At 68.2% G+C, this 24,538-nt stretch carries 24 protein-coding genes and 2 tRNA genes; 11 read left to right on the top strand and 15 right to left on the bottom strand.

From position 1 onward, the window contains the following. The first annotated feature begins 19 nt into the window (after positions 1–19). On the top strand, positions 20–1,405 hold the full coding sequence (locus tag DS837_RS03775; protein ID WP_149163476.1) for a class II 3-deoxy-7-phosphoheptulonate synthase: 1,386 nt from the start codon (positions 20–22) through the stop codon (positions 1,403–1,405). A 117-nt stretch (positions 1,406–1,522) separates the two neighbouring features. Here DS837_RS03775 and DS837_RS03770 read toward each other — a convergent pair whose 3' ends face one another. From DS837_RS03770 to DS837_RS03745, 6 genes are all read right to left on the bottom strand, one after another. Beyond that, positions 1,523–1,975: a flagellar basal body-associated FliL family protein gene (locus DS837_RS03770; protein ID WP_149163475.1), complete on the bottom strand. Its 453-nt coding sequence runs from the start codon at positions 1,973–1,975 to the stop codon at positions 1,523–1,525. Between the two features lie 141 nt (positions 1,976–2,116). Next, positions 2,117–3,610 (bottom strand): NADP-dependent succinate-semialdehyde dehydrogenase, encoded by a 1,494-nt coding sequence (gabD, locus tag DS837_RS03765; RefSeq protein ID WP_149163474.1) that lies wholly within the window; start codon positions 3,608–3,610, stop codon positions 2,117–2,119. 141 nt (positions 3,611–3,751) lie between these two features. Further along, positions 3,752–4,642: a pantoate--beta-alanine ligase gene (panC, locus tag DS837_RS03760; protein ID WP_149163473.1), complete on the bottom strand. Its 891-nt coding sequence runs from the start codon at positions 4,640–4,642 to the stop codon at positions 3,752–3,754. 151 nt (positions 4,643–4,793) lie between these two features. After that, positions 4,794–4,958, bottom strand: a complete 165-nt coding sequence (locus DS837_RS03755; protein WP_014240656.1) for a hypothetical protein — start codon at positions 4,956–4,958, stop codon at positions 4,794–4,796. 231 nt (positions 4,959–5,189) lie between these two features. Continuing rightward, a tRNA-Val gene (locus DS837_RS03750) sits at positions 5,190–5,264 on the bottom strand. A 132-nt stretch (positions 5,265–5,396) separates the two neighbouring features. After that, positions 5,397–5,471 (bottom strand) — tRNA-Val (locus DS837_RS03745). A gap of 165 nt (positions 5,472–5,636) precedes the next feature. Here DS837_RS03745 and DS837_RS03740 point away from each other — a divergent pair. Next, a complete protein-coding gene (locus DS837_RS03740) occupies positions 5,637–6,542 on the top strand; it encodes a DUF3108 domain-containing protein (RefSeq protein ID WP_170295724.1) in 906 nt (301 codons plus the stop codon). 4 nt (positions 6,543–6,546) lie between these two features. Here DS837_RS03740 and DS837_RS03735 read toward each other — a convergent pair whose 3' ends face one another. Next, the gene (locus DS837_RS03735) at positions 6,547–6,840 is read right to left on the bottom strand and encodes a hypothetical protein (RefSeq protein ID WP_149163471.1); all 294 of its coding nucleotides are present in this window, start codon (positions 6,838–6,840) and stop codon (positions 6,547–6,549) included. Positions 6,841–6,985: 145 nt separating this feature from the next. Further along, entirely contained in the window at positions 6,986–7,666 is a 681-nt protein-coding gene (locus DS837_RS03730; protein ID WP_149163470.1) for an HAD-IA family hydrolase, read from the bottom strand. 340 nt (positions 7,667–8,006) lie between these two features. Between DS837_RS03730 and glmU the strand changes: the two genes are divergently transcribed. Both glmU and glmS read left to right on the top strand, forming a co-directional pair. Then, the gene (glmU, locus tag DS837_RS03725) at positions 8,007–9,362 is read left to right on the top strand and encodes a bifunctional UDP-N-acetylglucosamine diphosphorylase/glucosamine-1-phosphate N-acetyltransferase GlmU (RefSeq protein ID WP_149163469.1); all 1,356 of its coding nucleotides are present in this window, start codon (positions 8,007–8,009) and stop codon (positions 9,360–9,362) included. 57 nt (positions 9,363–9,419) lie between these two features. Then, entirely contained in the window at positions 9,420–11,246 is a 1,827-nt protein-coding gene (glmS, locus tag DS837_RS03720) for a glutamine--fructose-6-phosphate transaminase (isomerizing) (RefSeq protein ID WP_149163468.1), read from the top strand. A gap of 84 nt (positions 11,247–11,330) precedes the next feature. Here glmS and mepK read toward each other — a convergent pair whose 3' ends face one another. Then, entirely contained in the window at positions 11,331–11,858 is a 528-nt protein-coding gene (gene mepK, locus DS837_RS03715) for a peptidoglycan L,D-endopeptidase MepK (RefSeq protein WP_236778089.1), read from the bottom strand. Between the two features lie 427 nt (positions 11,859–12,285). Here mepK and DS837_RS03710 point away from each other — a divergent pair, with 427 nt between their 5' ends. The 4 genes from DS837_RS03710 (at position 12,286) to DS837_RS03695 (ending at position 15,127) form a co-directional block, all read left to right on the top strand. Further along, a complete protein-coding gene (locus tag DS837_RS03710) occupies positions 12,286–13,593 on the top strand; it encodes a pentapeptide repeat-containing protein (protein WP_149163467.1) in 1,308 nt (435 codons plus the stop codon). A gap of 97 nt (positions 13,594–13,690) precedes the next feature. Further along, entirely contained in the window at positions 13,691–13,975 is a 285-nt protein-coding gene (locus DS837_RS33250; RefSeq protein ID WP_149163466.1) for a rubredoxin, read from the top strand. A gap of 50 nt (positions 13,976–14,025) precedes the next feature. Further along, complete coding sequence (locus DS837_RS03700) at positions 14,026–14,481, top strand: Lrp/AsnC family transcriptional regulator (protein ID WP_149163465.1); 456 nt, start codon at positions 14,026–14,028, stop codon at positions 14,479–14,481. A gap of 22 nt (positions 14,482–14,503) precedes the next feature. Beyond that, positions 14,504–15,127, top strand: a complete 624-nt coding sequence (locus DS837_RS03695; protein WP_149163464.1) for a LysE/ArgO family amino acid transporter — start codon at positions 14,504–14,506, stop codon at positions 15,125–15,127. Between the two features lie 29 nt (positions 15,128–15,156). Here DS837_RS03695 and DS837_RS33025 read toward each other — a convergent pair whose 3' ends face one another. Next, positions 15,157–15,285, bottom strand: coding sequence for a hypothetical protein (locus tag DS837_RS33025; RefSeq protein ID WP_282184081.1), 129 nt, complete (start codon positions 15,283–15,285; stop codon positions 15,157–15,159). 314 nt (positions 15,286–15,599) lie between these two features. Here DS837_RS33025 and DS837_RS03690 point away from each other — a divergent pair, with 314 nt between their 5' ends. Next, entirely contained in the window at positions 15,600–16,640 is a 1,041-nt protein-coding gene (locus tag DS837_RS03690) for a patatin-like phospholipase family protein (RefSeq protein ID WP_149163463.1), read from the top strand. Between the two features lie 6 nt (positions 16,641–16,646). Here DS837_RS03690 and DS837_RS03685 read toward each other — a convergent pair whose 3' ends face one another. Together DS837_RS03685 and DS837_RS03680 are read right to left on the bottom strand one after the other, a co-directional pair. Further along, positions 16,647–17,606, bottom strand: coding sequence for an SAM-dependent methyltransferase (locus DS837_RS03685; protein ID WP_149163462.1), 960 nt, complete (start codon positions 17,604–17,606; stop codon positions 16,647–16,649). A gap of 9 nt (positions 17,607–17,615) precedes the next feature. After that, entirely contained in the window at positions 17,616–18,593 is a 978-nt protein-coding gene (locus DS837_RS03680; RefSeq protein ID WP_170295723.1) for an alpha/beta hydrolase family protein, read from the bottom strand. A gap of 200 nt (positions 18,594–18,793) precedes the next feature. Here DS837_RS03680 and DS837_RS03675 point away from each other — a divergent pair, with 200 nt between their 5' ends. Both DS837_RS03675 and DS837_RS03670 read left to right on the top strand, forming a co-directional pair. After that, the gene (locus tag DS837_RS03675; RefSeq protein ID WP_149163460.1) at positions 18,794–19,060 is read left to right on the top strand and encodes a (2Fe-2S)-binding protein; all 267 of its coding nucleotides are present in this window, start codon (positions 18,794–18,796) and stop codon (positions 19,058–19,060) included. 512 nt (positions 19,061–19,572) lie between these two features. Beyond that, on the top strand, positions 19,573–19,893 hold the full coding sequence (locus DS837_RS03670; RefSeq protein ID WP_149163459.1) for a hypothetical protein: 321 nt from the start codon (positions 19,573–19,575) through the stop codon (positions 19,891–19,893). 58 nt (positions 19,894–19,951) lie between these two features. On the opposite strand, the gene DS837_RS03665 is transcribed toward DS837_RS03670, so the two are convergent. The 3 genes from DS837_RS03665 to DS837_RS03655 form a co-directional block, all read right to left on the bottom strand. After that, on the bottom strand, positions 19,952–21,715 hold the full coding sequence (locus DS837_RS03665; protein ID WP_149163458.1) for a sensor histidine kinase: 1,764 nt from the start codon (positions 21,713–21,715) through the stop codon (positions 19,952–19,954). A gap of 131 nt (positions 21,716–21,846) precedes the next feature. Then, complete coding sequence (locus DS837_RS03660; protein ID WP_149163457.1) at positions 21,847–22,449, bottom strand: response regulator transcription factor; 603 nt, start codon at positions 22,447–22,449, stop codon at positions 21,847–21,849. Next, positions 22,442–24,472, bottom strand: coding sequence for a sensor histidine kinase (locus DS837_RS03655; RefSeq protein WP_149163456.1), 2,031 nt, complete (start codon positions 24,470–24,472; stop codon positions 22,442–22,444). The genes DS837_RS03660 and DS837_RS03655 overlap by 8 nt, the downstream gene beginning before the upstream one ends. Positions 24,473–24,538: the final 66 nt, after the last annotated feature.

Here is a 24,538-nt window from a genome sequence, read left to right as displayed (position 1 = left end):
CAAGGAAAGAGCGGGCGTCATGGTTGAGCGTTGGTCCCCCGACAGCTGGAGGTCGAAGCCGGCGAAGCAGCTTCCGACCTATCCGGACCCGTCCAAGGTCGAAGCGGTCGAGCAGCGCCTGTCCTCCTATCCCCCACTCGTCTTCGCGGGCGAGGCGCGCCGGCTGAAGGACAGCCTCGCCGCCGCCGCCGCCGGCAACGCCTTCCTGCTGCAGGGCGGCGACTGCGCGGAGAGCTTCGCGGAGTTCCATCCGAACAACATCCGCGACACCTTCCGCGTCCTGCTTCAGATGGCCGTGGTGCTGACCTTCGGCGCCGCCATCCCGGTGGTCAAGGTGGGCCGCATGGCCGGGCAGTTCGCCAAGCCGCGCTCCGCCGACACCGAGGTGCTGGAGGGGGTCGAGCTTCCGTCCTACCGGGGCGACATCATCAACGGCTTCGACTTCACGCCGGACGCCCGCGTTCCCGACCCGGAGCGCATGATGCAGGCCTACACCCAGGCCGCCGCCACGCTGAACCTGCTGCGCGCCTTTTCCCAGGGCGGCTACGCCGACCTGCACAAGGTCCATCAGTGGACGCTGGGCTTCGTCGAGCGCTCCCCCGCCGGTGAGCAGTTCCGCGAGATCGCCAACCGGCTGGACGAGACGCTGGGCTTCATGGCGGCCTGCGGCATCACCGCCCAGACCACCCCGCAGATCCGCGAGACCGAGTTCTTCACCAGCCATGAGGCGCTGCTGCTGCCGTTCGAGCAGGCGATGACTCGCGTCGACAGCACCACCGGCGACTGGTACGACGTGTCGGCCCACATGCTGTGGATCGGCGACCGCACCCGCCAGCTCGACGGCGCGCATGTCGAGTTCCTGCGCGGCGTGAAGAACCCGATCGGCCTGAAGTGCGGCCCGACCACCGATCCGGACGAGCTGATCCGCCTGATCGACCTGCTGAATCCGACCAACGAGCCGGGCCGCCTGACCCTGATCGTCCGCATGGGCGCCGACAAGGTGGCGGACAAGTTCCCGCCCCTGCTGCGCAAGGTGCAGCGCGAGGGCCGCGTCGTCGTCTGGTCGAGCGACCCGATGCACGGCAACACCGTCAAGTCCTCCAGCGGCTACAAGACCCGCCCGGTGGAGAAGGTGCTGTCGGAGGCGCGCGACTTCTTCGCGGTGCACGAGGCCGAAGGCACCCACGCCGGCGGCGTCCATTTCGAGCTGACCGGCCAGGATGTGACGGAGTGCACGGGCGGCGCCCAGGCGATCACCGACCACAAGCTGGCGCTGCGCTACCACACCGCCTGCGACCCGCGGCTGAACGCCAGCCAGGCGCTGGAGTTGGCCTTCCTGCTGGCCGAGGAGTTGAAGCGCGCCCGCCTGAAGCGCGACGCCGACCGCCGCGCGGCGGCGGAGTAAGTCTTTCCCCCTCCCCGACCCTCCCCCGCTCCGCGGGAGAGGGGGCAAGTCTTCCCTCTCCCGCGAAGCGGGGGGGGGAACCCGCGCGCAAGCGCGGTAGGGTGGGGAAGCGCCCTCCTACCGCACCACCATCCGCTCCAGCAGGACCTCGCGCACGCGGATGGCCCGGGCCTCGCGCTTCATCACGCTCGCCACGGTGCTCTTGATCAGGTTGGCGCCCTCGGCCCCGCTCAATTGGCTTGGCTCGATCTGGCGAAGACGGTCGGCCATCTGATCGGCGATGCGGGGAACGAAAGCCGCGGCCGGGTTCGGGTCCCCGGTGGGCTCGATCTCCAGCAGCACGCGGATGTCCACCAGACGCGCGTCGCTGCCCCCCAGCGTGAAGGTCATCGTCGGCAAGGACGCGTAGGTCTTCTGCGGCTTGCCGTCGCCACCGGCGCTGCGGGCGCCGGATTTGGCGGACACCACGGTCCAGGTGCCCAGCGCGGCGAGCAGCACCAGGACCACCGCGACGAGGATGGGCATCAGGGACACCGATTCCCCATCGGAGCGCTGCAGCAGGAACCGCACCGGGCCGCCTTTCCCCCATCATTCCCCTGATGGGAGCATGGGCAAATTTAACGATGATTTATCCTAGATAAAAAAACGGAGCCGGTCAAAGCGCGTCGCGCGACCGGCCCCGCTTTTTTACTTGAATTCGTCCACCGGCATTCAGCCGCCGATGCCGCCCATGCACAGATACTTGATTTCCAAGTAATCCTCGATGCCGTACTTGGACCCCTCGCGGCCGATGCCGCTTTCCTTCATGCCGCCGAAGGGGGCGACCTCGGTGGAGATGATGCCCTCGTTGATGCCGACGATGCCATATTCCAGCGCCTCCGCCACCCGCCAGACGCGGCCGATGTCGCGGCTGTAGAAGTAGGCGGCCAGGCCGAACTCGGTGGCGTTGGCCATGCGCACGGCCTCTTCCTCCGTCTCGAAACGGAACAGCGGGGCGACCGGACCGAAGGTCTCCTCGCGCGCCACCTTCATCGCCGGGGTCACGTCGGCGAGGATGGTCGGCTCGAAGAAGCTGCCGCCCAGATCATGCCGCTTGCCGCCCAGCACCACGCGGGCGCCCTTCTCCGTGGCGTCGCGGATGTGGTCCTCGACCTTCTCCACCGCGGCCATGTCGATCAGCGGCCCCTGCTGCGCCCCTTCCGTGGTCAGGCCGGGGCCGACCTTCAACGCCTTCACCGCCTCGGCCAGCTTGGCCGCGAAGGCGTCGTAGACTCCGGACTGCACCAGCAACCGGTTCGCGCAGACGCAGGTCTGGCCGGTGTTGCGGTACTTGGAGGCGATGGCGCCCTTCACCGCCTCGTCGAGGTCGGCGTCGTTGAAGACCAGGAAGGGCGCGTTGCCACCCAGCTCCAGCGACACCTTCTTCACCGTGCCGGCGCATTGGGCCATCAGCTCCTTGCCGATCTCGGTGGAGCCGGTGAAGGTCAGCTTGCGCACGGTCGGGTTGCCGGTCATCTCGCCGCCGATGGCGCGGGCGGAGCCGGTGACGACGCTGAGGATGCCCGCCGGAATGCCCGCCCGCTCCGCCAGCACCGCCATGGCGAGCGCGGTCAGCGGGGTGGCGGTCGCCGGCTTGATGACCATCGGACAGCCGGCGGCCAGCGCCGGACCGGCCTTGCGGGTGATCATCGCCGCCGGAAAGTTCCACGGCGTGATGGCGGCGGTGACGCCGATCGGCTCCTTCGTCACGACGATGCGGCGGCCCGGCAGATGCTGCGGGATGGTGTCGCCGTAGACGCGCTTGCCCTCCTCGGCGAACCATTCGATGAAGGACGCGGCGTAGGCCACCTCGCCCCGTGCCTCGGCGAGCGGCTTGCCCTGCTCCGCCGTCATGATGCGGGCGATATCCTCCTGGTTCGCCATCATCAGGTCGAACCACGTCCGCAGGGTCTTCGCGCGCTCCTTCGCGGTCAGGGCGCGCCAGGCCGGCCAGGCGCGCTCGGCGGCGTCAATGGCCCGGCGCGTCTCGTCCGCGCCCATCATCGGCACGCTGCCCAGGACGCTGCCGTCGGCGGGGTTGGTCACGTCCACGGTCTTGCCGCTGTCGGCGTCGATCCACCGGCCATCGACGAAGCACTGGAAGCGCAGCAGCTCGGCGTCCTTCAACCCAAGACGGCGGGCGGTGTCCACGGAATCGTACGGCATGGTGCCTTCCTTCCCTCGTTTCTTGCGCGCGGCCTCACGGTCGGCCGCGCGTTCGGCAGAGAGTATAGGGCACCACGCCCGCTCTGCGATCCTTCCCGTGGCATGGGCAGGGCACGCGGACCGGGGAAGAGGGGTCGGCGGTTACGCCGGAAGGACCGGCACGTTGTCGATGAGGCGGGCCTTGCCCATCCAGGCGGCGGCCAGCAGGCGCGCCGGACGCTCCATGCGGCTCACCGGCGCCAGCGTGTCGGCGTCGCGCAATTCGACGTAGTCGATGGAGCCGAACCCGGCGGCGGTGATGCGCGCCCGCACCGCCTCCAGAACCTTGGCGGCCTCCGCCCCGCCGGCCAGCGCCGACGCGGCGTCGAGGAGCGCGCGGTTCAGTTCCGGCGCGCGGGCGCGCTCGTCGGCGGACAGATAGGCGTTGCGCGACGACATGGCGAGCCCGTCAGCCTCGCGCACCGTCGGCAGCCCCTCCACCCGCACCGGGATGTCGAGATCGCGGGCGAAACGGCGGATGACCATGAGCTGCTGGTAATCCTTTTCCCCGAACACCGCCACGTCGGGCTGGGCCTGCAGGAACAGCTTGGTCACGACAAGGGCGACGCCGCCGAACATCTGCGGCCGGAAGGTGCCGCACAGCCCCTCCGCCGGGCCGCCGACCGAGATGGCCGTGGCGAATCCCTCCGGATACATGGCACGCACCGTGGGAGCGTAGAGCAGATGACAGCCCGCCGAGGCGAGCTTGCGCGAATCCCCGGCCTCGTCGCGCGGGTAGCGGTCGAAGTCCTCGTGCGGGGCGAACTGGGTGGGGTTGACGAAGACGCTGGCGACCACCTGGTCGGCCAGCTCCCGCGCGCGGCGCACCAAAGCGAGATGGCCGTCGTGCAGCGCCCCCATGGTCGGCACCAGGGCCACCGTCTTACCGTCGCGGTGCCAGGCGGCGACCTGGGCGCGGAGATCGTCCACGCTGCGGACGACCGACAGGGGCTGTTCCGACTCCGGCAGGCGGGCGGCGGCGAGGGAGGTCATGGCGGGTGCTCCACAGGCGTCATAAACGGCGCTGGGATAAACCGCCGGACCGGCGCTGTCCAGTCATGGAATTAACCGGACGAGCCCGAATTTGAAATTTTTCCATCCGGCGGGCGGGTTGTGCCGTGCAGCCAGCCCGCCCGCGGGCGGGTCAACGCATCAGCGTGACGACGACCAGATAGGTCAGGTTCACCCAGGCGCCGAGCGTGGCCAGGAGGACCAGGGTGGCCGGAGACAGCACCACCGAACCGAGGATCACGACGAGCGCCACGACCAGCAGGCCGAGGGCGAGAAGGGTCACGCGCGTATCTTCCATGTCACTGCTTCCAGATGATTGAGCAAATCGGATGTTGGAAGCGATAGACGAAAACCCCACGCGCTGTAGCTGATCTGAATCAACTGCGATGGCGTTCGTCTCAAAAAGGCACGCGCGATTGGACAAGGGCATTTTGTGGTGTTACGTCCAAGCACAGGACCACGCAACCTGCGCGACGACCCATTACTGGCGAATTCCAACGATGTCTCGGAGAAGAGGCGGTGTTTGGGATGGTGGGCGCAGTAGGGATTGAACCTACGACCCCACCCGTGTGAAGGGTGTGCTCTCCCGCTGAGCTATGCGCCCATCCCAAAGAAACAACCGTTGACGCACCACAGAGACGACAACGCGAGGCCCGACGGACCTCGATCCTGACCGGCCCTTGTGGTGGAGGGGATGGTACCATCCGCAAAGCCCGTGAACCACCGGACTTTGGGATGGTGGGCGCAGTAGGGATTGAACCTACGACCCCACCCGTGTGAAGGGTGTGCTCTCCCGCTGAGCTATGCGCCCATCCCAGTAAAACCGCGTCGGCATCAGGCTCGTTTCGCTGTCGCGTCGTTGCCGCCGCTGCGGTGAGGCGGGTTTCTAAAGGCCCCGCCCCCTCCTGTCAAGCACCTGTTTCACACCAATATCAAAGAAGCCCTTCCAACCGGAGCCCCCGATGAGCCAATGGACATGACGCACCGGACCGCGCTTCCCGCCCAACGTCCCGCCAAGCATCCCGCGGCCGCCGTCGTTGCCGGCCTCATCGCAGGAATAATGTGCGCGGCGTTCGCCGGGCTGTTCCCCCTGCCCGCGCATGCGCAACGCTGGCAGTTGGATTACCGCGTCCATGTCGGCGGCGTGGCCGTGCTCGACGCGCGGGCGGAGCTGACCCTGACCGAGGGCCGCTACAGCGTCCAGGTCGACGCGGCGACGGACGGCTTCCTGGGGCGTCTGTTTCCTTGGGAAACCCGATCGCTCAGCGTCGGCACAGTCCGGCCCGACGGCGTCGCTCCGATCCGCCACACCCAATCCGGCCTCCTGCGCGGTTCTCCGCGCACCGTCACCTTGGATTACGGCCCGGACGGCCGCGTTCGCACGCAGGTTTCCCCGCCCCCGGAGGAGGAGGACCGCGACCCAGTCCCCGAGGACCTCACCCGGCAGAGCCGCGATCCGTTGAGCGGAGTCGTGGACATGATGCTGGCCGGGCACGGCGAGGGATGCCAGCGCACCGTGCCCATTTATGATGGGCGCCGCCGATACGACATGATCTTTACGGATCGGGGAATGACCATGGTCGGGGAGTCGCGCCATTCGGTGTTCTCAGGCGCGGCACGGCAATGCCGGGTGTCCCACAAGCCGATCGCCGGCTACGAGCGCACACCGCGCCAGCCCTTCTGGCAGCGCGGCGGAGGCCGGGAGGAGCGCCCGCCCGTCGATCTGTGGATCGCTCCGGTGGAGGGGGCCGGCCCGCCCCTGCCCGTCCGGCTGGAGACCGACAGCGGATTCGGCGGGGTGGTCGTCCACCTCACCGCCGTCCGCAAGACCGACCAGACGGCGGAGCGCCCCGCCGGGCCGGTGCCCTCACCGCTTCGTTGACGGATCAGGCGCGCCCGACGCTGCCGCTGCAGGCGGTGGGATGGTACAGCAGTTCGGCCATGGGCCGCTCGGCCAGCGCCTGTTCGCACAGGCGGTTGAACTCGGCCATCTTGCGCTGGAGGTCGCTGTGGTGGGCCATCATCCGGTCGAAATCGGCGGTGGCCGAATCGATCTGGCTGTTGGCCGGGGTGCGGTTGGCGGTGTGGCCTTCGATGGACAGAGCGTCAGCCGACAGGGCGTCGGCGGACAGGGTCTTGCCGGTCTGGGTCTTACCGGGGAAGGCAAGGATCTGGGCCATCGGGTGTCTCCTTCGCTCACCACCATTCGATGCACCCATCCAACTACATTTACCTTTCGTTAGCCACCGTTAATCTCTCGTTAACCATGACAAGAAGGAGACCTACGGCGAAGCCCTCGCTGGACGTGGCATCGCGGTCGGCCACTCAGGCGCCCAGCCGCCGCAGGGCGTCCGGCAGGTCGGCAATGCGGTCGAGCAGGATGTCGGCGCCCAGCTCCTGCACCGGCATGCGGGGATAACCGTAGGTCATCGCCACCACCGGCACCCCGGCGGCGCGGGCGGCCTTCACGTCGTTACGGTTGTCCCCCACCATCGCGGCGTTGCCGCCGCCCAGCGCCTCGACCACCCAGGACAGATGACGCCCGTCCGGCTTCTTCACCGGCAGCGTGTCGCCGCCGGCCAGCGCGCCGAACAGGGGCAACAGGTCCAGAGTGTCCAGCAGCTTCCGGGTGATCCGCTCCGGCTTGTTGGTGCACAGGCCCAGCTTGACGCCGCTGTCCGCCAGCCCCGCCAAGGTTTCCGGCACACCGGGATAGAGCGTCGGAGGCTCGTCATCGTGGAAATAGGCGTCGAGATAGTCGTCGAGGGCCGGCTGCAACGCCGCGTCGGTCAGGGCGTCGCCGGTCGCCGCGAAGGCGTGGCGGACGAGGGCGGCCGACCCGTCGCCCACCATGCCGCGCACCTGCTCCTCGGTCAGGGCGGGCCGCGCGAAGCGGGACAGGGTGCGATTCAGGACGCGGGTCATGTCCCGCGCGCTGTCGATCAGCGTGCCGTCCAGGTCGAAGACGACCACGGAGAAAGGAATGGTGGCGGACATGGCGGACATCGGCGTGGGTTCCGTGATAGCCCAAAGGTGAGCGGCACCCCGTTCGATAGCACGACCCACCCCCGGCGGCGACCCCTTGTTCCGGCGATCCACTCCCGGCATAGGCCCTTCGGCGCCACTGGCGCGGCGTGCGTACACCCTCGGGCCGCGTTTTGTGTATGTCAGATTGACACAAAAGTTGACTTGGGGTCCTGGCGCCGGATGTGGCACTCAATGCTTGGGGACGGACCGTTTGCGCTTGAGGACGGACCGTTTGCCCGGATTTTGATGCGCACGCTTTTCCACCCGTTTGCCATAACCCGTTTGCCATAACCCGTTTCCAATACTGCAGGGATATCCGATGACTCAGCACCGCCCGCTCGCCTGCGTCATTCTCGCCGCCGGCAAAGGCACCCGCATGAAGTCGGACCTGCCAAAGGTCCTGCACCGCGTCGCCGGCCAACCGATGGTCGGCCATGTGCTGTCCGCGGTGAGGGCGCTCGACCCCGACCATGTGGTCGTGGTGGTCGGCCCCGGCATGGACAATGTGGCCGACGCCGTCGCCCCCTACCCCACCGCCGTCCAGCACGAGCAGCGCGGCACCGCCGACGCCGTGCGCGCCGCCTTCGGCCTGCTGGAAGGCTTCGACGGTGACGTGGTGGTGCTCTACGGCGACACGCCGCTGGTCACGCCGGACACGCTGCGCGCCATGGTCGCCGCGCGGCGCCAGCCGAGCGACCCGGCGGTCGTCGTGCTGGGCATGCGCCCCGACGATCCCGGCGCCTACGGCCGCCTGATCCTGAACGCCCGCGGCGGACTGGAAAAGATCGTCGAGTATCTCGACGCCTCGGAGGAGGAACGCCAGGTCACCCTGTGCAACGCCGGGCTGATGGCCTTCGACGGGTCGCGGATGTTCGACCTCATCAGCCGCATCGGCAACAGCAACGCCAAGAGCGAATACTATCTCACCGACGTGGTGCAGATCGCCCGCAGCAACGGCATGGCCTGCGCGGTGGTCGAGGCCGCCCCGGCGGAGGTCGTCGGCGTCAACTCCCGCGCCGAACTGTCGGAGGTGGAAACGCTGATCCAGCGCCGCCTGCGCAAGGCCGCCATGGACAACGGCGCCACCCTGACCGACCCGGACAGCGTCACCTTCTGCGTGGACACCCGCCTCGGCCGCGACGTGATCGTCGGCCCGCATGTGGTGTTCGGCCCCGGCGTGGTCGTCGCCGACCGGGTGGAGATCAAGGCCTTCAGCCATCTGGAGCAGGTCCGCGTCGACAGCGGCGCCCAGGTCGGCCCCTACGCCCGCCTGCGCCCGGGGGCGGAGATCGGCCCGGATGCCCACATCGGCAACTTCGTCGAGATCAAGAACGCGAAGATCGAGGCCGGCGCCAAGGTCAACCACCTCACCTACATCGGCGACGCGCGGGTGGGGGCGAAGGCCAACATCGGCGCGGGGACCATCACCTGCAACTACGACGGCTACGCCAAGAGCCACACCGACATCGGCGCCGGGGCCTTCATCGGCTCCAACACCGCGCTGGTGGCCCCGGTCAGGGTCGGCGACGGCGCGATCGTCGGGGCGGGCAGCGTGGTCACCACCGACGTGGAGGGCGACGCGCTGGTCGTGGCGCGCGGGCGCCAGCAGGCTTACACCGGCTGGGCCAAGCGTTTCCGCGAACGGAAGCAAAACGAGAAAGCGAAAAAGGCGTAATATTGCCCCGGTTGACCGTTCACCCGGCCCCGGCCATCATTCAGGAGTTGCAGGTTCATGTGTGGCATCATCGGCATCATCGGCACGCATGACGCGGCCCCCCGTCTCGTCGAGGGTCTCCGCCGCCTCGAATACCGTGGTTACGACAGCGCCGGCGTCGCCACGCTGGTCAAGGGCGGCATCGAGCGCCGCCGCGCCGAGGGCAAGCTGATCAACCTCGACGCCAAGCTGCGCGAGGCGCCGCTGCCGGGCGTGATCGGCATCGGCCACACCCGCTGGGCCACCCACGGCGGCCCGACCGAGAACAACGCCCACCCGCACGCCACCCACCGCGTGGCCGTGGTGCACAACGGCATCATCGAGAATTACCAGGAGCTGAAGGCCGAGCTGATCGACCACGGCTACGTCTTCGAAAGCGCCACCGACACCGAGGTGATCGCCCACCTCGTCACCTATTACATGGAGAAGGAGGGGCTGGGTCCGGTCGAAGCCGCCTCCGCCTCCTTCAAGCGCTTCACCGGCGCCTTCTCGCTGGTGCTGCTGTTCTCCGGCCAGGAGGACATGCTGATCGGCGCCCGCCACGGCACGCCGCTGGCCGTCGGCTACGGCGAGGGGGAAATGTATTTCGCCTCCGACGCCTTCGCGCTGGCGCCGCTGACCAACCGCATCTGCTATCTGGAGGACGGCGACTGGGTGGAGCTGACCCGCACCGCCGCCGTGATCCACGACGCCGGCGACGCGGTGGTCGAGCGCCCGGTCAAGACCACCGCGCTGTCCGGCGCGCTGATCGGCAAGGACGGCTACCGGCACTACATGCTCAAGGAGATCTATGAGCAGCCGCAGGTCATCGGCGACACGCTGAACGCCTACATCAACCCGGAAACCGGCCGCGTCACCCTGCCGGAGACCAGTTTCGACATCGCCAAGGCGACGAAGCTGACCATCGTCGCCTGCGGCACCGCCTACTACGCCGGCGTGGTGGCCAAGTACTGGTTCGAGACGCTGGCCCGCCTGCCGGTCGAGGTCGACATCGCCTCGGAGTTCCGCTACCGCGAGGCGCCGATGCCCGAGGGCGGCGTGGCGCTGTTCATCAGCCAGTCGGGCGAGACGCTGGATACGCTGGAGGCGTTGCGCTACTGCAAGCGCCAGGGCCAGAAGATCCTGTCCATCGTCAACGTGCCGGAAAGCACCATCGCCCGCGAGTCCGACGCGGTGCTCTACACCATGGCCGGTCCGGAGATCGGCGTCGCCTCGACCAAGGCCTTCACGACCCAGCTGACCACGCTGGCCTGTCTGGCGGTCACCGTCGGCCACGCCCGCGGCGTCATCCCGGCGGAGCGGATGCAGCAGATCGCCCAGGCCCTGCGCGAGGTGCCGGCCCGCGCCGCCGACGTGCTGGCCCACGACGAACGCCTGCACGAGCTGGCGCAGGAGGTCGCGGAGGCCCGCGACGTCCTCTATCTGGGCCGCGGCGCGATGTACCCGCTGGCTCTGGAAGGCGCGCTGAAACTGAAGGAAATCAGCTACATCCACGCCGAAGGTTACGCGGCGGGTGAACTGAAGCACGGCCCCATCGCGCTGATCGACGAGAGCGTGCCGGTGATCGTCCTGGTGCCGTCGGACAACCTGTTCGAAAAGACCGTGTCCAACGTCCAGGAGGTCTGCGCGCGGTCGGGCAAGGTGCTGCTGATCGCCGACCGGAAGGGCATCGACAAGCTGTCCGACAAGGTCCGCTGGTCGCTGGAGCTTCCTGCCTGCGATCCGCTGGTCGCCCCGCTGCTCTACGCCATCCCGGTCCAGCTCCTGGCCTACCACGTCGCCGTGCTCAAGGGCACCGACGTCGACCAGCCGCGCAACCTCGCCAAGTCGGTCACCGTCGAGTAAGGCGGCCCGGTCGAACAAGGTCCCGCCAAGGAAAAGCCCCCGTCCATCCGGCGGGGGCTTTTCATTTTCCGTTCGGGAGGCCGCTCAGGACGCCCAATGGCGCTTCGGACCGACGTCCACATGGACGAAGTTGCTGTCCGGATAATAGCCCACCCCGCCCCCGCGCAGGCTGAGCGCCGCGCGCTGCAGGGTGCGCAGCGGCAGGCCGGGAACCCGCAGATCGATGGCCTTGCCCTGCATGTGGAAGCTGTTCTGGGCGACGCCGCTGCCATCCTGCTCGCGCAGCCATGCGTTGGATTCGGGAGAGCGATAGCCGGAGATGATGTGCACCGGCGTCTTGCTGCCGACCTTGCGGGTCAGGGCGTGCAGCAGATCCAAGAGCTTCGGGTCGATGGGATGCACCGCACCGGTGCGGTGGTCACGCAGGAGGTGGTTGATCTCGCGCAGGCCGTCGCGCTGATAGCGGCCCTTGGACCAGTATTCCGCCCGCACCCGCTCGCCGGTGTGAAGATTGAGGAGGACCAATTGCCGCGGCGGGGCGCGCAACGCCGCCTCCGACACCTCCGGGGCCATCACCATTCCGGCGGCGGCCGTCGCCAGACCGATGCGCAACAGTTCCCTCCGGCCGAGCTTGGCTGCTGGGGTCGGTTGGAATTTGGCCTCGGTCATCATGCCTCCATGGGGTCCCGAACGGGGCGGCGCTTAGAGCACCCCCTTTTTGTCCGATGACTTTTGGCGGCAGAGCCCCCGCTGGTGTCAAGAAACCAATGGTTAACGTCTTTAAAAGGCCCGGATTTCCTGGACCTGCGGGATTGAGCGCGGGCGCCCCAGCGAGGCGGCGGGGTACGTTACAGGGGTGAAACACAGCGGACCGTGCTCCCGATTCGCCCGAGTCCCCACCGGAACCGATCGTGACAAGGTCGGGGCAAAAAACGGCAACCATAAGAGGTACTGCCACGGCCTTTACCGTTTAGCCTTCGGTAAGGAATCTACCCCCATAGTTTGGATAGTGGAAACAACCCCCGTCAGATTCCTGCCCGTGTCCCCCGTCGCCACAGCCCCTGCGCCGGCCCCCTCCTATCTTCGGCCCGATCAACTGGCCGAGGTTCTGGACCGGCATGCCCGCTGGATCAAGGGGCAGCCGGGTGGCGCGCGCGCCAATCTGGCGCTGGCGGATCTGGAGGGCGCGGATCTGTCGCAGCGCGATTTGCGCGGCGCGCGGCTGGTCGGGGCGAAGCTGGCGCGCTGCCGGCTCAGCGGCACCAATCTGGCCGGCGCCGACCTCTTCGGCGTGGATCTGCGTGACGCCGATATCACCCGCGCCAATCTGATGCAGACGGATTTGCGCGGCGCCCGGTTGCGCTCCGCCGATTTCTCGAACGCCAATCTGCGCGACGCCGACCTGCGCGCCGGAACGATGGAGCCGGGTGGCACCGCCCGCCGCGGCACCGATCCGGACGCTCAGGACGCCGAAGCCACCCGACAAACCCACCGGACCGCCCTGGCCCGCCTTCAGGGCGGCGCCACGGCGGAAGGCGGCATTCCGACCGACCTGACCGGCGCCGTGCTGGCGGGAGCCAACCTGACGGAAGCTGACCTGTGTGGGGCGGTGCTTCAGAACGCCGACCTGACCGGCGCGGTGCTGACCGACGCCAACCTCTCCGGAGCGCGGCTGAATGGGGCCAACCTGACCGGCGCTCTGTTGGACGGTTGCACCTTCGACAACGCCGATCTGGTCGGCACGCGGATGGTCGATTGCGACCTTTCGCGGGCCAAGCTCGGCTCCGCCTGCCTGACCCGCCCGATCGACAGCATGGGATCCGAAATCCAGCGGGCGATCTTCGACCATGAGCGCTGGATCGACAGCGTCGGCCAGCGCGGCGAGCGTGCCGAATTGGACGGCACCGACCTCAGCCGCGCCGACCTGCGCGGCGTCAATCTCAGCGCGGCCTCGCTGCGCGGCGCCAACCTGTCCGACGCGGCGCTGACCGGCGCGCGGCTGATGATGGCCGACCTGTCCGGCGCCAATCTGGAGCGCGCGAACCTGATGGGGGCCGACCTGTCCGGCGCCAACCTCAGCTTCGCCCGGCTGGCCGGGGCCGACCTGACGCGGGTCAACCTCGGCCCGGCGGAGATCAAGGACCCCAGCGGGCGGGCCACGGGCCGCTCCTGGGCCGCCAATCTGATGGGCGCCGACCTGCGGCAGGCCATGCTGACCGACTCCCGCATGGTTCAGGCGAACCTGACCGACGCCGATCTGGAGAACGCCGACCTGGACGGGGCGGATCTGGCCGGCGCGAAGCTCCAGCGCGCCCATCTCAAGGGCAAGACGCCGCGGCGGCGCTGACCCGCTTCCCTTCGTTTCCCTTTGCTCCACGACCGTCATCATCCCGCAAAGGATCGCGGGGCATAGTGCGGCACCTCGATCCGCCGGACGGCCCGCCATGCCTACCACCCTTCCCCGTTTCCTACAGCGGCGTGGCGCCTTACGCCTGATCCCCGCCGTCATCCTCGCCCTGTTCGTCCGCCCCACGCGGGCCGAGGACCCGCGCCTGTCCGAAATCTGGCGATGCGGCGGCGGAGACTGCCCCGGCTACGAGTATCACCCCCGTGACGGCGACCCTGAGCACGGCGCGCCGGCGGGCACCGCCTTCCAGGACCTGCCTGCGGACTGGTTCTGCCCACGCTGCGGCGCCGGCAAGCCGGATTTCCGCCAAATGGGCGGGTGAACGGCAAAACTACCTTGCTATCCGGCATAAAATCAGTAATTATTGCTGCTATGGATGATACAGACCGGAAGATCATCGCGCACATCCAGCGGGATGGGCGCGCTTCCTACGCCGACATCGGGACGGCGGCCGGACTCTCGGTGTCCGCCGTGAACGAGCGGCTGAAGAAGCTGCAGGCCAACGGCGTGATCCAGGGTTGGGGGGCGCGGCTGTCGCCCAAGGCCGCCGGCCTGGACGTGCTGGCCTTCGTCGAGGTGCTGCTCGACCGTCCGGAGCATGACGCGCCCTTCCGCGATGCCATGCGCGCCACGGCGGCGGTTCAGGAGTGCCACCACGTCACCGGGGACTGGTCCTATCTGCTCAAGGTCCGCGTGGCCGATACGGAGGCGCTGGAACGCTTCCTGTCCGACCGGCTGAAGGCGCTGCCCGGCGTCGTGCGCTCCCACACCGTGATCGCGCTCTCCTCGGTCAAGGAGACGCCGGTCCTTCCCATCGAGTCAGAATGACGCCTTTGTTGGAGCATTCGCCATGGACGCGCTGCCCGCCCTGCTGAAGGGCCTGATCATCGGATTCAGCATCGCCGCCCCGGTCGGGCCGATCGGGCTTCTGTGCATCCGGCGCACCCTGGCCGACGGGCCGGCCCACGGCTTCGTCAGCGGGCTGGGCGCGGCCAGCGCGGACGCGGTCTATGGCGCCATCGCCGGCTTCGGGGTGGCCCTGGTCACCGACGCGCTGCTCGGCGCCCAGGTGGCGTTGAAGCTGGTGGGCGGGGTGATGCTGCTGTGGCTGGGCTGGAGCACCCTGCGCGCCCGTCCGGCGGAACGCGCCGCGGACGCCTGCGGCGGCGGCGGCCTGACCGGGGCCTACGCCTCCACCTTCGCGCTGACGCTCGCCAATCCGGCGACCATCCTCAGCTTCGCCGCGGTGTTCGGCGGGCTGGGTGTGTCAGCCGGAGACGGGAGCAGCACCAGCGTGGCCGCCCTGCTCGTCGCGGGCGTCTTCACCGGGTCGGCGATGTGGTGGTTGGGGCTCAGCGCCTCGGTCGGGGCGTTCCGGCGCCGGGTCACGCCCGCCGCCATGCTGTGGATCAACCGCGTTTCGGGCGCGGTGCTGGGAGCGTTCGGGATCGCGGCCCTCGCCTCTCTGCTGTGAGGCGAAATGCGCCGGTCACCCGGGGCACTTCAGAACAGAATGGTCACCGGGCCGCCCAGCGCGACCGCGGCGACGATCAGGATGGCCACCGCCGTCAGCTTCTCCGCCGCCGACCAGCGCTGCCAATCCTTCTTGAAACTCTTGAATTCCTGGGCCATGGCAACCTCCGCCATCCCTGACTGTCCGTGGTGAGAGCGACATTGGACGCTTCCAGTTGATGTTTGGTTAACGTCACCCGGAAACTCTTTCATCCATCGCAATGCCACAGGTAATCGGAAGAAAAACTGATGCAAGTCAAATAGAGGGCAAAAGCGGGTACAATTTTCGGCATCCCCCATGAGGAGGGCTCCGGGCGCGTCCCGCGTCCCCCGGATGGAAGGGTTTCCACCGACGGTCCGGTGCCCCAAATCCCTTTGGACACCCATCGACGCGTCGGTGCCGGACAAGCCTGACCAAGCCCACAAGACATGAGGTGCTGGCGGTGAGCGGACTGAAGATCGGACTGGCCCTGGGCAGCGGGGCGGCGCGTGGCTGGGCGCACATCGGCGTTCTGCGCGCGTTGGAGGAGATCGGGGTCGAGCCCGACGTGATCTGCGGAACCTCCATCGGCGCGGTGGTCGGCGCGGCCTACCTGACGGACCAGCTGGACGAGTTGCAGGCCTGGGCGCAGAGCATGGGCTGGCTCGGCATGCTCGGCATCATCGACCTGACCTTCCGCCGCGGCGGGCTGCTGGCCGCCGACCGCACCTTCGACCGCTTCCGCAACCACCGCACCGAAGTCACCATCGATCAACTGCGCAAGCCCTTCGCCGCGGTCGCCACCGACCTCGGCACCGGGCGGGAGATCTGGCTGCGCGATGGACCGATGCTCAGCGCGGTGCAGGCGTCGGCCGCCATGCCCGGCCTGTTCCCGGCGGTGCGGCGCGACGACCATTGGCTGGTGGACGGCGCGCTGGTCAACCCGGTGCCGGTGTCGCTCTGCCGTGCGTTGGGGGCGGACGTGGTGATCGCGGTCAACCTGAACAGCGAATTGTCGCCGCTGAGCCGCCCGTCCGGACGCGGGGCCGCCAAATTGCGCAAAGCGGCGGAGGCCAAGCCGGCCCAGATGCAGGCGTCTCAGATGCAGCAGGCCCAGCCCGTTCCGGAGATGGCGATGGCCCCGGCGGGGGATGCCACCTCCCCGGTCTTTTCCACCCTGACCTCGCAGATCGCGTCCTGGATGGGACGGCGCCCGGCGCCGCGCACGCGCTTCCTCGCCGACCAGCTGACGCGCGCCCCGGCCTCCAACGTTCCGCCCAACGTGATGGACGTGATGGCCGGGTCGATCGACATCATGCAGGACCGCATCACCCGCTCCCGCCTGGCCGGCGAGCCGCCGGACGTGCTGATCGCACCCCGCCTCGCCCACATCGGCATCCTGGAGTTCGACCGCGCGGAGGAGGTGGTGGAGATCGGCTACGGCGCCGCCTCGATCCTCAAGCCCGCGCTGGAACTGGCCCTGCGCCGGGCATAGCTGCGCTCAGACGGGAGCCGCCGGCCACATCCAGGTGAGTTCGTGCTTGTTGTGGTGCAGGTGCAGAACCCGCCCGCCGGGGATCGCGGCGAAGGCGCGTGCTGTCTCGTGGTCCGTCTCGGCCTGGAACTTCAGCGTGCAGATGAAGCGCTTGGCCAGCCCGCTCTCCATCCACTGGTTCACCAGCCGCAGCAGGCGCGTGGGGTAGCAGATCACGTCGCAGCACAGCCAATCCACCGGCCCGACATCCTGCGGCTTCAGCCCGAAGGCGCTTTCCTGGCGGAACTCGATGCGCGGCAGAGCGGCAATGGCCGGATCGAGCGGCGCCTTGTCGACGCTGACGACGCTGGCGCCCAGTTCGTGCAGCACCCAGCTCCAGCCGCCGGGGCAGGCGCCGAGGTCGATGCAGCGGTCGCCCGGCCCCGGCTGCTCCCCGAACAGGGTCAGCGCCTCCCACAGCTTCAGATAGGCGCGGTTGGGCGGCACCGTCCGGTTCTCGACGAAGGCGACCTCGCCGTGGCGGTAGGGGCTGGAACAGCGCGCCGCCGCGACGATGGTGTTCTCGTCCAGCAGCGTCCAGGAGCCCAGCGGGGCGGTCGGCAACGGCGACGGGAAGACCACCGGCTTGGCCGAGACGTGGGGCAGATTCTCTTGGATCAGGCTGGCCCGGCGGTGATGGCGCAGCGTCCAGAGCGCCCAGTTGCGCTGGATGGAGCGCAGGGCGCGTGCGCCCTCCTTGATCGATGCGAACTCGATTCGCACCGGGTCGTGCCAGATGTTCTGCGCCCAGGCGGCCGGACGCGCCGGGCCGTCGGCGAAGACCAGCCGGTCCTCCACCGTCGCCACGTCGCCAAGTTCGGCCACGAGGTCCTGCACGAAGCCTTCGGGCGCCAAGTAGATGGTTTGCCCCAGGGGGGTGTGCCCCGGCGCCGGACGGGTGGTGGAGGTGTCGGATGCGTCGCTCATGCCGAGGGGCTAGCGTCCCTGGCGTTCGATTGCAAGAGCGCGGTCGAAGAAATCGGCGATCTCCGCGTTGAGCCGCTCATGAAAGGCCGCCCGGTCGAAGCCCGGCGGGTCCCAGGCGGGCGGTCCGACCTCCGCCGCGATGGTGGCCGGAAGGGGCATCATGAAGGCGAAGTGCCCGGCGTCGCGCACGACCTCGTATTGGGGCGGCACCGGCAACCCGTCACGCAGTTCCTCGACCTGGGATGCCGCGATCTGCTCGTCCCGCTCCGCCCGATACAGGCGGATGGGGATCGTCAGCCCGGCGAGGCCGTCCTTGGAGAAAGGAACGCCGACCGGCGCCATCAGGACGGCGGCACGGATGCGCAGGTCGCGCGCCTCGACGCGAGCCTGCGTCTCCTCGTTTCCGAGATGGCAGAAGCGCTCACCGGCGGGCGGAGTGCGGCAATGGGCGGCGATGCGTCCCAGTTCCGCCACCCCGCCGGCGGTCACCAGAACCGTGTATCCGCCCGCCGAAAAGCCAAGGGCACCGATGCGTTCGCCATCGAGCCGGTCGGCCAGTTCCGGCTCCGCCAGAAGATGGTCGAGCGTGGCGGAAAGCTGGGCCGGGCGCTTGCGCCACATCCGCTCCGTGCCGGCATCGCGGTCGTCGTCGAAGGCGTTGCCCCGGTGATGAACCGCCGCGACCACATAGCCCCGCCGGGCCAGAGCCATGGCGGTGTCCGCATGACCGAAGGCGCTTCCCCCGGATCCGTGGGACACGACCACCAGCGGGTGGCGTCCCTCGGCCACCGCCCCTCCCTCCGCCACCTGAAACGTGAAGGGGCCGCGCCGCACCGGCGTCTCCGGCGCGTTCGTCGGATACCAGACCACCGCGCGGGCCATGCCGCCGTCCGACGGGTCGGTGAAGGCCAGGGCGCGCATGCCCACCTCCGCCGCGGCACCGCCGGCCCAGAGGACCGCGACTCCGGCGATCAGCAGCCATCCCATTCGCAACACCGCGACCCCCACCACTTGAAAGAAAATTTTGACGATGGAGGTAGCCGCATCCCCCCTTCGTTCGAGCTGTGACATTCCGCCGCAATCCGCTCAAATTTGGCCGTCATGATTCAGATCAATTGACAATCATTCTCAGTCGCAGCACATTGGCCTCAGCACGACCGCACAACACGCACCGATGCCGGGGGCCCATGTACGTCTGCATCTGCCACGCGCTGAACGACAAGCAGGTTACCAAGGCGCTGGAGAACGGCGCCCGCACCCCGGCCTCCGTCTTCCGGCATTTTGAGCGTCAGGTCCAGTGCGGCAAATGCGTTCCGATGATGCGGGACATGGTGCAAAGCCACTGCGCGAACCAGTGCCCGACCTGCCCCAGCCACGCCGCGACGCAGCACCCTGCCGCGCTGCCGGAACCGGCCAACACCGAAAACTTCCCCTACGGCATCGCGGCGGAGTGACGGGCGCCGCCCTTCCCCACCCCTCCAAGTCGCAGCGACAACAGCTGCCGTCCCACCGGTGCGGAGTTGCCTTCTAATCCAGAAGCATGCCGATTTATTTCGGGGCAGGCCGCCACCTTTATGCTGCTTATCTACTTTCTGATGCCGATTGGGATCTTCCATTGGGCTGCGACAAATCGCCATAGTCTTATACCCCTGGCCCGCTTGACGGGGCGGGGCTGATGATGCAGAAAGAGCCCAATCGGATTCAAGAAGTCCGAAGACTTCGGAGCGTCACGGAACGCTCCTGACCGGGCATAAAGCAAACACCTCAAGTTCTTGGGAACTGGAATTGCCTTTCATACGTCTATGGAAGGTAACCAGACGGATTTCTTATTTCGGCGATGCACCGAAGTTTTTTTGCGATGCACATATTTTTGCAAAAGGACATCCGCGGTGCAGCACCGTTCCGGACCACAGGCCTGACAATCCAGGCGAAGGGTCCCCAAGCGATCCGAAGGGAGGAATGAGAAATGAGCTGCCGCAACCGGCACGCTTACGACGTCGAATGCCGCGACCTTCTCCAGGCAACAGCCGACCGGTTGGACCGGCTGAGGTCGTTGGTGGAGCGGTCCAGCCCCGAGGCTCGCGACGTCATGAGCCGGGAAGACATGGAGCGCGCGCTGGACACCTTGCGTGGCCAGCACAACCGCCTTTGCGCCCGCGTCGAGGCGGCGCGCATCGCCACGGACGATGCCTGGGCCTTCGCCCGCGCCATCGCCGACCAAGCGGCGGAAGACTTGGTCGGCGGCCTCGACCGGATGGAAGCCTGCCTGAGGCGCAAGGCGGCCTGACCGCCAATCGCCTTTGACCGGCAATCGCCTTTGACCGCCACCCCCCGACCGAACCGGATCATTCCGCCTTGGACAGCAGGACCTCTCCACGTTCCGTGGGCGGGGTGTGTGGCGGCGTGCCCGGAAGGACGATGCTCACCACCGTCCCCTCTCCGGGGGCGCTGCTCAGCTCGAGCCGCCCGCCGTGGGCCTCCACAAAGCGCTTGGCGAGCGGCAGCCCCAATCCCGTGCCCGAATGGGCCTTGGTCATGTAGTTGTTCACTTGGCGGAAGGGCTCCAGCGCGATCTTGATGTCCTCCGGCGACATGCCGATGCCGGTATCGGCAACCGTCAACGTCACGCAGCCATCCCCTCCACGCGCCGCTTCCACACGCACCCATCCCCCCACCGGCGTGAACTTGATGGCGTTGGACAACAGGTTCAGGACGGCCTGCCGCAGCCGGATGGCGTCGGCCGTCACCGTAAGTCCGGGTTCGACGGGAGGGCATTCCATCCGCACGCCCTTCTGACCGGCCAGCGCTTCCAACAGTTCGACGCATTCGCTCAGCAGGACGGTGACCCGCACCGGCTCCGGATACAGCTCCAAGCGCCCCGCCTCCACCTTCGCCATGTCCAGCACGTCGTTGACCAGCGACAGCAAATGCTGACCGGAAGCGTGGATGCTGGCGATGTATTCCTGATGCTTCGGTGGGCTTGGGCCGAACAGGCCGGACAGCAACGCCTCGCTGAAGCCGATGATCGCGTTCAGCGGCGTGCGCAGCTCGTGGCTCATGTTGGCCAGGAAATCGGACTTTGCGAGGTTGGCGGCCTCGGCATGCTCCTTTTCGGCCTCCAGCCGGCGGCGCTGCTCCGCCAGCATGGCCTCGCGAGCGACGCGGGCCTCGCGCTCCGCATGGCGGCGGCGACGGACATGGCGCGTCACCACCAGCGATAGGACCAGCGTCGCGAGACCGGCCCCCGCCGCACCGGCCAGAATGGTGGTGCGCGTCTGGTTCAACTGGCCGCTGATCTGCTCGAACGGGACGGCCACGATGATCGACCAGCCGGTCTGCTGCGACCGGTGAACGAGAACCAGCGCCTCCTGTCCCTCCCGCGTCGTCGCCGAAAACAGTTTCGTTTGCTGTTCCATGAGCCGGGGGACCATCTGGTCCCTGACCTTCCGGCCGACATGCAGGTCGGGGTCGTGGGACCGCGCGGCGATGACCATGGAAGGGTCGACGACCGACACCGTCCATGCCTGGGGGATTCCCGATCCGCGCAGCACGGCGCCCAACCCGTCCAGCCCGACCGCCAGCGACAGGACGTGCCGGACGGACGCGCCGGGAGGACCTTCCGGGTCCAGGATCGGCGCACGAACAATCAGCGCCGGACGTCCCGGCGGCCCTCCCGGAGGCAGAACCCCGCCGACCACCGTTCGCTGCGTGGCGACCACTTGCCGGGTCACCTCGTCCAAACGCGGTGGCGGCAGGGAAACGCCCAGCGGGTACTGGGTGTGGAATCGGAGGGACATATCCTCCACCCGCACCATTCCGATCGCCAGCCAGCCCGGTTGGCTGCGCACGGCCTCCGCGGCCTCCGACTTCAGCAGGGCTAGATCGTCCACCGTGTTGCGGCTCAACGCGGCCAGAAGCTCCAGGGGGCGGGCCTTGCTTTCCAGCTCCCGGTCGATGGCGACCATCACGGAACGGGCCTGCGCCGCCAACTCCGCCGCCAGGACGTCCTGCTGCCGGAGATCCAGAATCCAGACCACCACCGCCAGGAACAGCAGCAGCGGGGCGATGGCGGCTAGCCCCAGGCCAAGCGTCGATGAGGGCAGGCGCAAGGCACTCTCCGACCATTGACGGAAATGGAATGGCATCCGGACTGGAAAGGGGAAGGCGGTGCGCTTCCCACCCCAATGGGTCGCCCGCATCAGCCCGCCTGTCAAGCCTGTCGGTTGCCCTCCCTCCCCCCTCACCCCACCGTCGCGAGCATGCGGGCCAGTTCCACCGCCGTCTTGACGCCCATTTTCTCGAAGACGTGTGCGCGGTGCACCTCGACGGTCCGCATGCTGATCCCCAGCTCGTCGGCGATGACCTTGTTCAGCTTGCCGGCCACCACCAGCCCCATCACCTGCCGCTCGCGCTGGGTCAGGGTCGCCAGCCGGGCGGCCACGCCGGCCTGCCCGGCCTGCCGCGCGCGTTCCCCGGCGTCGAAGGCCAGCGCTTCGATCACCCGGTCGACGAGGTCGTTGTCGTTGAAAGGCTTCTCCACAAAGTCGCGGGCGCCCTTCTTCAAGGCCGATACGGCGATGGGCACGTCGCCATGGCCGGTGAGGAACAGCACGGGCATCCGGCATCCCATGGCGGTCAGCCGGTCGAACAGCTCCAGCCCGCTCATCCCCTCCATGCGGATGTCCAGCAGAAAGCAGCCGGTCATGGCAGGGTCGTAGTCGGCGAGAAACGCCTCCGCCGACGGCCAGGAGGCCACCGGGACGTTGCGCGACTGGAACAGCCAGCCCAGGGCGTCGCGGATCGCCTCGTCGTCATCGACGATGTGAAGCTTCGGCTCACACATCGGCCGCTCTCTCGTCGTGGGAGTCCGCCGCACCCGTCACCGATGGGTCGCACAGGACCGGCAGGGAGAAGAGGAACACGGTACCGCCGTCCGGCGCGGGCTCGAACCACAGGCGCCCCTGATGGTGTTCAATGATGGACCGGCAGATGTTCAGGCCCATGCCCATGCCCTCGGTCTTGGTGGTGAAGAAGGGAGAAAACAGTTTTTCCGCATTTTCGGACGAAATGCCACAACCGCGGTCCTGGATGCGCGTCAGGACCGCCCCGTCGACCTCCTGCACCGTCACGCCCAGCCGGCGGCGGTCGCGACGGGTCGTCGCCATCGCTTCAATGCCGTTGCGCATCAGATTCACCGCCACCTGCTGCAGCAGGATGCGGTCGGCCATCACCGCCGGCAGGCCACGCCCCATCTCCAGCACCAGCTTCACCCCTTGCTGGCGGGCGTCGGCCTCCATCAGCGCCACGCAGTCCTCCAGCACCTCGGACAGGCAGCAGGGGGCGACGTTCGGTTCGCTCTTGCGCACGAAGTCGTGGATCCGGCGGATGATCTGGCCGGCCCGCTTGGCCTGCCCGGACAGCTTCTCCAGCGCCGTCGCCAGCTCGTCCGGCCGAATGCTGCCGGCCTGGAGGCGGTTGAGGCAGCCGGTGCAATAGCTGGCGATGGCCGACAGCGGCTGGTTCAATTCGTGCGCCAGGGTGGAGGCCATCTCGCCCATGGTGATGAGCCGCGCCGTCTGCTGGAGCCGTTCCTGCTGCTGGCGGGCCAGTTCCTCCGCCCGCTTGCGCTCGGTGATATCGAGGACGGAGCCCATCCAGCCGGTGTGCCGCCCCTTCGCGTCGATCAACGGGGCCTCGTAGATCAGCGCATCGAACCGCTCGCCGTTGGCCCGGCGGAAGCGCAGCTCGAAGCCGTTGGCCGGCGCGTTGCCGGCCAGAACGGCGCGGAAGACCTCCTCGGTGTGGACGAGATCCTCGGGCAACCAGTAGGGCATGACTGGCCCGGCCCCCACCAGTTCCTCCGCCGACCAGCCGACCATGCGGCAGAAGGCCGGATTCACATAGATGATGCGCCCGTCCAGGTCGCGGGCGCGCATGCCCACCGTCAGGCTGTCCTCCATCGCCTTGCGGAAGGCGTGCTCGGCGCGCAGCGCCTCCTCCGCCCGGATGCGCCGGGCAATGTGGCGGCGCACCGCCCACAGGCTCCACAGGGCCGAAACGGTCAGCGCGAAGATGGCGGCGATCAGGATGTTGCGCCCGAGGTTGCCGGACAGCTGATGCAGCGTGGCGACCAGGGTCAGGCCATGCCCCGGCGGATCGAAGGGCACGACGTGGCTGCGCCGCGGCTCCGGCATCGCGATGCGCGACTTGGTCCCCAGCACCGCCCCATAGGGGTCGATGACCTCCAGTTGGTAACGCTGGGCGAACCACCAGGGCACGTGATGGGTCAGCAGGGCGTCGATCGACAGCACGCCGGCAAGCGCGCCCGCGAACTCGTCGCCGCGAAAAATGGGGATGACGACCTCGAAGGCGGTGTCCGCGGCCCCCAGCCGGTAGGGCGCCGAATAGGCCCGCCGGCCCGAGGAGCGGGCGATCAGGAAGGCGTCGGCGCGCGGGCTGGGTCCGAAGGCGTCGTCCAGCGCCGGGCCGTCGTCCACCGGCGGTTCCGAGCGCACCGGCCGGCCCTGCGGGTCCAGCCGCACCACGCGCTGGATCGCCGGATTCACCGTCACGATGTGGCGCGCCATCACCGAGAAGTTCACCGGGTTGGTGTCCTCGCGCCCAAGCGATTCGGCGAGATACTGCAGCTTCTCCTCGTCGGAGGTGAGCTGGAAATGCAGGTTCTGCTCCACCCACAGCACGTCTTTGATGAGGGTGAGAGTCTCCTCCTCCCGCTCGCTGCGGTGGAGCACCCACAGGAAGACGCCGAACAGAAGGACGACCAGCGCCATCGCCACGATGGGCATGGCCTGCACCGGGCCACGCTGGCCGAGGCCATGGGCGGCGCTGGCCGCACCGCTGGTCATGGGGGGGAGAGGCGTTGGCACGGCAACCAATATGTCACGTTCACAGCTACGGATTTCCACAATAGC

Origin of the sequence: Azospirillum brasilense, from assembly GCF_008365405.1 — a bacterium.
Taxonomy (GTDB): Bacteria; Pseudomonadota; Alphaproteobacteria; order Azospirillales; family Azospirillaceae; genus Azospirillum; species Azospirillum brasilense_D.
This window is presented reverse-complemented; position numbering and strand designations above follow the sequence as displayed.